We start from the raw sequence: 7,520 nt of genomic DNA on the forward strand, positions 1-7,520 counted from the left end.
CGGCCAGAACACCGACCAGACGCCGAACACCATCAGCTTCAATGTGACGTCGATCAATGACGCACCGGCGGGTGCGGACAAGACGATCACCACGAATGAGGACACGGCCTATACGTTCGCCGTTGCCGATTTCGGCTTCAGCGATCCGAACGACAGCCCGGCCAATGCATTCCAGGATGTGATTATCACCACGCTTCCGGCCAGCGGCACGCTGCTTTTGAACGGCGTTGCGGTGACGGCTGGCCAGGTGATCACGGTTGCGCAGATCCCGACACTGACATGGACGCCGCCGGCCAATGGCAATGGCACGGCTGTGTCGAGCTTCACCTTCCAGGTTCGCGACAATGGCGGCACGGCCAATGGCGGCCAGAACACCGACCAGACGCCGAACACCATCAGCTTCAATGTGAGCGCGGTGAACGACGCGCCCGTCAACACCCTGCCCGCGCAGTCCGGCAATGAGGATGCTGGGATTTCGCTTACTGGCCTCGCTGTAAGCGATATTGATGCGGGCTCTGGCAATGTGGAGGTGACGCTTTCCGTCCCTGCGGGACAGGGCACTCTGGCTGCAACAGGCAGCGGCGGTGTTACGATCACTGGCTCAGGTACCAACACGCTGGTGCTGACTGGTACGGTCGCGGATATCAACACGTTCCTGTCCGTGGCAGGCACTCGCCCTGTGTTCAATCAGGGTGTTGCTGACTTCAACGGTACGGTCGCACTGACAATGACTACGTCGGATCTCGGCAACACCGGTATCGGTGGCGCGCTGACCGATACCGATACGGTTCAGATAACGATCAATGCTGTTACCGACATCGCAAACGATACCGCGACCACCAATGAAGACACGGCCGCAACGATCTCGCCTTTTGCGAACGACACGTTTGAGAATTCAGGCCGCACGCTGACGGCGATCAACGGTACGGCAATTGTCGCGGGAGGCGCCGCTGTAACCGTGGCAAACGGCACGGTTAGCCTGAGCGCCGACGGCAATACGCTGACGTTTACGCCAACGGCCAACTACAACGGCACGACGAGCTTCACCTATACAGTGACCTCCGGCGGCGTGACTGAAACGGCGACCGTCAATGTTGCGGTGAATTCGGTCAACGATGCTCCAGTGAACACCGCGCCAGCCAACTATACAAAGGCTGAGGATGATGGCGGGCTGCAGCTAACCGGTCTTTCGATCAGCGACGTCGATGCGGGTTCGAGCGGCATGACCGTTACGCTGGCTGTGCCGGGTGGCTCTGGAACGTTGACTGCGACTGATAGCGGCGGCGTGACCGTTAGCGGCTCGGGCACCAACAGCCTGGTGCTTTCGGGTTCGCAAGCCGCGATCAACGCCTATCTTGCTTCTGGCTCGGCACCAACATTTGTGCAGGTTGCCGATTTCAATGGCACGGTCAACGTGACCATGACGACTTCGGATCTGGGCAACACTGGTAGCGGCGGAACGCAGACAGCCGTAACGGTCATCCCGATCAATATTTCGGCTGTTGCCGATATTACGAATGACACGATTGCGGCCATCGAGGATACGGCGATTACATTCAATGTGATCACCGGCACGAATGGCGCGACAGCTGATAGCTTCGAGAACGCGGGCAGGCTCGTAACGGCGATCGATGGCTCGACCTTTACGCCCGGTACGCCGATTTCGATTACTGGCGGCACGATCACAGTTGCAACGGACGGCACAGTCACGTTTACGCCCAACACGGACTACAATGGCTCGACGAGCTTCACCTATACGGTGACTTCGGGTGGCGTGACCGAAACGGCAACCGTTACCCTTAACATAGCGGCGGTGAACGATGCGCCGGTGAACACGGTGCCGGGGGCGCAGACGACGGCGGAAGATGTTGCGCTTGCTATTTCGGGTATTAGCGTTGCCGATGTCGACAGCACGAATCTGACCACGACTTTGACCATTCCGGCGGGCGCTGGTTTGCTCGGCGTAACCGACTTGTCGGGTGGGGCGACGGTTACCGGAAATGGCACGGGTACCGTGCAGATTTCCGGCACTGCGAGCGAGATCAACAGTGTTCTGGCGACGCTGATCTATACGCCGACGGCAGATTTCAATAATGGCGCAGCGGGGTCGTTCAATCTGGGCGTTGCGACCAGCGACGGTTTGCTTACAGCAAACAGCACGGTGTCAGTGCGCGTTACACCGGTGGCCGACATTGTGAACGATGTCGTGCAGACAAATGAAGACACGGCAGTGAGCTTCAATGTTTTGACTGGGCTGAACGAAGTCAGTGGTACTGATAATTTCGAAGGCTCGCGCACTGTGACCGCGATCGATGGCGCGGCATTCGTTGCAGGGTCGCCGATTGCCGTTACAGGCGGAAGCATCACCGTTCAGGCAGACGGATCGGTTATCTTTACGCCGACAAGCAACTTCAACGGCACGACCACCTTCACTTACTCTGTGAGCGCAGGTGGCGGCAGCACGCCGGTTGAGACGGCTACCGTGACAATCACAACCTCTGCAGTGAATGATGCACCGGTCAACACCTTGCCTGCATCTTACACAGTTGCGGAAGATGCACCGCTCAAGCTCAGCGGCTTGTCGGTGGCTGACGTAGATGCGGGCAGCGCGAATATTACCGTGACGCTTTCTGTTCCGAGCGGATCTGGAACATTGACGGCTTTGAACGGTGGCAGCGTCACTGTTTCGGGCTCTGGTTCCAACGTGCTTGTGCTGACTGGCACGCTGGCGAATATCAACGCCTATCTCGGCTCGGCTTCTGCGCCCGACTTCGTGCAGGTCGCTGACTTCAATGGGTCGGTCGCGCTGACGATGACCACTGATGATGGTGGGGCCACAGGTACAGGTGGCGCTCTGAGCGACACCGATACGATAAACATCAACATCACTCCGGTTGCGGACATTGCAAACGATAGCGTCACGACCAATGAAGATACTGCGGTTGCGATCACGCCGCTTTCGAACGACAGTTTCGAGAATTCCGGTCGCCAGATCACTGCAATTGACGGAGTCGCAATCACCGCGGGCGGCCCTGCGATAGCGGTCGCAAACGGCACTGTGAGCATGGCAGCCGACGGCGTCACGCTGACTTTCACGCCCGACGCGAATTACAATGGCGCGACGACCTTCCAGTATACGGTGTCTTCCGGTGGCGCAACCGAAACGGCAACCGTCACGGTCAATGTGACAGGCGTGAACGATGCGCCCGTCAATACGCTGCCTGCGTCCTATACGACACCGGAAGATTCACCGCTGCAATTGACGGGGCTTTCAATCGCCGACGTCGATGCTGGTTCTTCGAGTGTATCGATTACGCTTTCTGTTACTGCGGGCACGCTTCAGGCTGTATCCGGATCAGGCGTCACGGTTTCCGGCGCAGGATCAAGCTCGCTCACGCTTCAGGGTACGGTTGCCGCGCTCAACGCCTATCTCGCATCGGCTGCAGCTCCTAGCTTCACGCAATCGCCCGCCGACTTCAATGGCGCCGTCCAGCTTACGATGGTGACGAATGACGGCGGCGCGACCGGAACAGGCGGTGCGCAGAGCGACACAGATACGGTTACCATCAACATCACGCCGGTTGTCGATATTCAGAATGACAGTGTTTCGACCAATGAAGACACCGATCTGACGTTCAATGTCATTACCGGTACGGGTGGTGCAAGTGCCGACTCGTTCGAGGGTTCGCCCGCTGTTACGCAGATCAATGGCGCATCCTTCACGGCGGGTGTGCCGATTGCCATAACGGGCGGTACGATTACTGTTCAGGCAAATGGAACAGTGCTCTTTGACCCTGCGCTAAACTATAATGGCACGACAGGCTTCACCTACACTGTCACATCTGGCGGCGTGACCGAAACCGCAACTGTTACGATTACTGTTGCGGCAGAAAATGATGCGCCGACTGTTACATCGCCGATAGCTGATCGTACCGATAATGATTCGGATGCGGTTAGCTTGAACATTTCGGGCAACTTTACCGATGTGGACAATCCGACGCTGTCTTATTCGGCAACGGGTCTGCCGCCGGGTCTTTCGATCAATACGGTAACGGGCGTCATTTCAGGTACGATCACGGCCTCGGCCTCCACGACAGATCCATATACGGTGACAGTGACAGCTACAGATGCTGGCGGCCTCTCCGTTTCCGATACGTTTGTCTGGACAGTCCTGAACCCTGCCCCTGTGGCAGGCAATGATGCCGGTACGGTTACGGAAGACGTTACCTTCAATGTGCCTGCGGCAAGTGGCTTGCTGTCAAATGATACGGACACTGATGGCGATGCTTTGTCGGTGGCGAATTTTACCATTGCAGGCAATCCGACCGTCTTCACCGCAGGTCAGACCGCGACCATAACGGGTGTTGGGACGCTTACGATCCGCGCGGATGGCTCCTACACCTTCGTGCCAGCCCCGAATTATAATGGTTCTGTGCCTGTGGCGACCTACACAGTGACGGACGGCGAAGGCGGTACGGATACCGCCACGCTAACGCTCAGCGTTACCGCTGTGGACGATCCTGAGTTTGTCGGTGGACTTAATGACGGGCCGGTTTCAGGCACGGACGGACAGGTCTACGAAAGCAATCTTCCGAGCGGAACGAACCCTTCCGGTACGGGTGAAAACACCAGTGGCAGCTTTACCATTGCAACAGCCGATGGTGTGACCAGCGTTTCGGTAGGCGGCACGGTTATTTCGTATGCGCAGTTGCAGACGAGCGGCGCGACGCCGATCAGCGTAACGACCGCGCATGGTACGGTTACGATCAACGGCTATGACGCTGCGACCGGCACGGTGAGCTACACGTTTGCGCTGACCTCGGCTGCGGATCATTCAGGCGGTCAGGTGATCGAAGCGGTCGCAATCGTGCTGACTGACGGCGATGGTGATACTGCGAGCGGTACGCTTGGTATTTTGATCAACGACGACGCGCCGATTGCCAATAATGATCAGGATGCAACGATCAATGTTGCGGGCAATCCATCGAGCCAGGCGGGCGGCAATGTGCTTACCGGTCTGGATAATCCATCTGCGCCGGATCTCGATCCGGCAGACGGCACAGCCGATGTGCCGGGCGCGGATGGTGGTTTGACGGTTACTGCGGTTGGTATTGGCGCCTTAGCGCCAACGCCGGGAAATGTCGGAACTGCGATCGCTGGTAGCTACGGCACTTTCTCGCTCGATGCTTCGGGCAACTATATCTATACGCCGGACTATGCCAATCCGACAGTTGCGGCACTCATTCCGCCCGCTACGCTGACCGATACGTTCACCTATATCGTGACGGATGCTGATGGATCGACGGCGACTGCAACCGTGCGGATCACCATCAACGGTACTCCGACTATTCTTGGGTTGGGTGACGGCCCGGTCGCGGGCACAGATGGGAATGTGCTGGAATCAGATCTTCCCACTGGCACAAATGCTGTGGGAACCGGCGAGACGCTGAACGGTGAATTCCGCGCCATTGCCGGCCAGCATGGCCTGGACTCCATCAGCATTGACGGCCAGATCGTAACGAATGCGCAGCTGCTTAATCTGGCGACGACGCCTGTCACTGTTGCGACGGGCGAGGGTACATTTACGCTTACCGGCTATAATGCAGTCTCCGGCGAGGTTACCTATCGCTATACGCTGACCGCCGCGGTTGCACATCCGGCGACGGGCATACTGACAGACGATATCGACCTGATTATCCGCGACGGACTTGGCAACCTTAGTGAGCATACGTTGCGTATCAACATCGTTGACGATGTGCCGATTGCCAACAATGACACTAATTCGGTGACGGAAGATAACAGCGACAATACCGCTGACGGCAATGTGCTTACAAACGACAAAACGGGCGCGGATGTCGACGCCACGCCGGTGACGGCTGTCGGTTTTGGCACCGGCGCGCCATCTGGAGCGCCGGGCAGCACTGTGAACGGGACGTACGGCTCGCTGGTGCTCAACGACAACGGCACATATGTTTATACGCTGGACAATAGCCGCCCGGCGACAAGCGCGCTGACGCAAGGCCAGATCGTCACTGAGGTCTTTACCTATCAAATCACGGATGGGGATGGCGACAGCACAACTGCAACGTTGACTGTGACCATCACCGGCAGCAACGATGCGCCAACGGTTGTTACGCCGATCGCGGATCAGTCAAATCAGGACGGCGCGACGGTTTCGGTCAATATTTCTGGAGCCTTTGCGGATGCGGATAGCCCGGCGCTTACCTACGCGCTGGCTTCGGGCAGCACGTTGCCCGCAGGTCTGGTGCTCAATCCGACCACAGGCGTTATTTCGGGCACGCTCGATAATTCGGCGTCACAGGGCGGTGTCGGCGGCATCTACTCGATCACCGTTATTGCATCCGACGGCCAAGGCGGCACAGTTCAGGATACATTCAACTGGACGATCAGCAATCCGGTTCCGGTAGCGGTCAATGACACGCTTACGGTTGGTGAAAACTCTAACGGAAGCGGCAACGCGCTGGGTAACGATTCCGATCCAGACGGTGATACGCTGACTGTCGTCGGCGTTGGTCAGGGAGCGAATCCGTCAGGCGGAATTGATGTCGCGGTTGCGGGCTCGAACGGCGGGCTGTTCACCGTCAGCGCCAATGGTTCTTATATCTTCGAACCGGGGACATCTTTTGATGATTTGAAACCGGGCGAGCAGCGCACCACTACGGTCAATTATCGCATTTCGGACGGTGAAGGCGGTTTTGCCGTCGCGACCATTACCGTTACCGTGAACGGGGCGAATGACGCGCCTCAGGCGGTGGATGACATCGACGGCACGACAGAAGATGTCGATGCGACGGGCAATGTGCTGTCAAACGATGTGGACGTTGACAACAGCGCCGCCGATCTCGAAGTGCGCAGCTTCAGCGTGGCTGGAGATGCGACCGTTTACGCGGCGGGTGCAACGGCAACAATCGCAGGCGTTGGCACCATCGTTATAAATGCCGACGGTACTTATACATTCAACCCTGTCACAAACTATTTCGGAAACGTCCCGGTCATCACCTATACGATGGCTGACGGGCCTGCTTCCAACCCGAACAGCCTGACCGACACGGCCACGCTGACGATTACAGTGACGGACGAAAACGACGATCCGGTGGCGGCGAGTGACACGCTTCCGGTGGTTGAGGACACGCCCGCTACAGGCAATGTTCTCACGAATGATACCGATGTCGACGGCGATCCGCTCACGGTGACGGGCTTCACAATCGGCGCGAATTCTTATTCGGCGGGCGCGACGGCGACGATCCCGAATGTGGGCACGTTGCTGCTGACTGCGAATGGTGCTTTCACCTTCACGCCCGCGCTTAACTACAACGGTCCTGTGCCGGTAATCATCTATGCTGTAAGCGATGGGCAGGGTGGCAGCGACACCGCGACTCTGACGCTGGGGCCGGTTTCGCCGATGAATGACGCGCCGGTTGCGCAGAATGATGCGTTTGCGACGAACCAGAACACGTCGATCAATGGCGATCTGTTTGCCAATAATGGTTCCGGCGTTG

The 7,520-nt window shown here is 57.9% G+C and carries 1 protein-coding gene; it reads left to right on the top strand.

The features are described from left to right. A partial coding sequence (locus tag DY251_RS20025) for an Ig-like domain-containing protein (RefSeq protein ID WP_116625679.1) occupies positions 1–7,520 on the top strand: 7,520 nt, incomplete at both ends.

The sequence above is a fragment of the Mesorhizobium denitrificans genome (assembly GCF_003403035.1).
Lineage (GTDB): Bacteria > Pseudomonadota > Alphaproteobacteria > Rhizobiales > Rhizobiaceae > Mesorhizobium_G > Mesorhizobium_G denitrificans.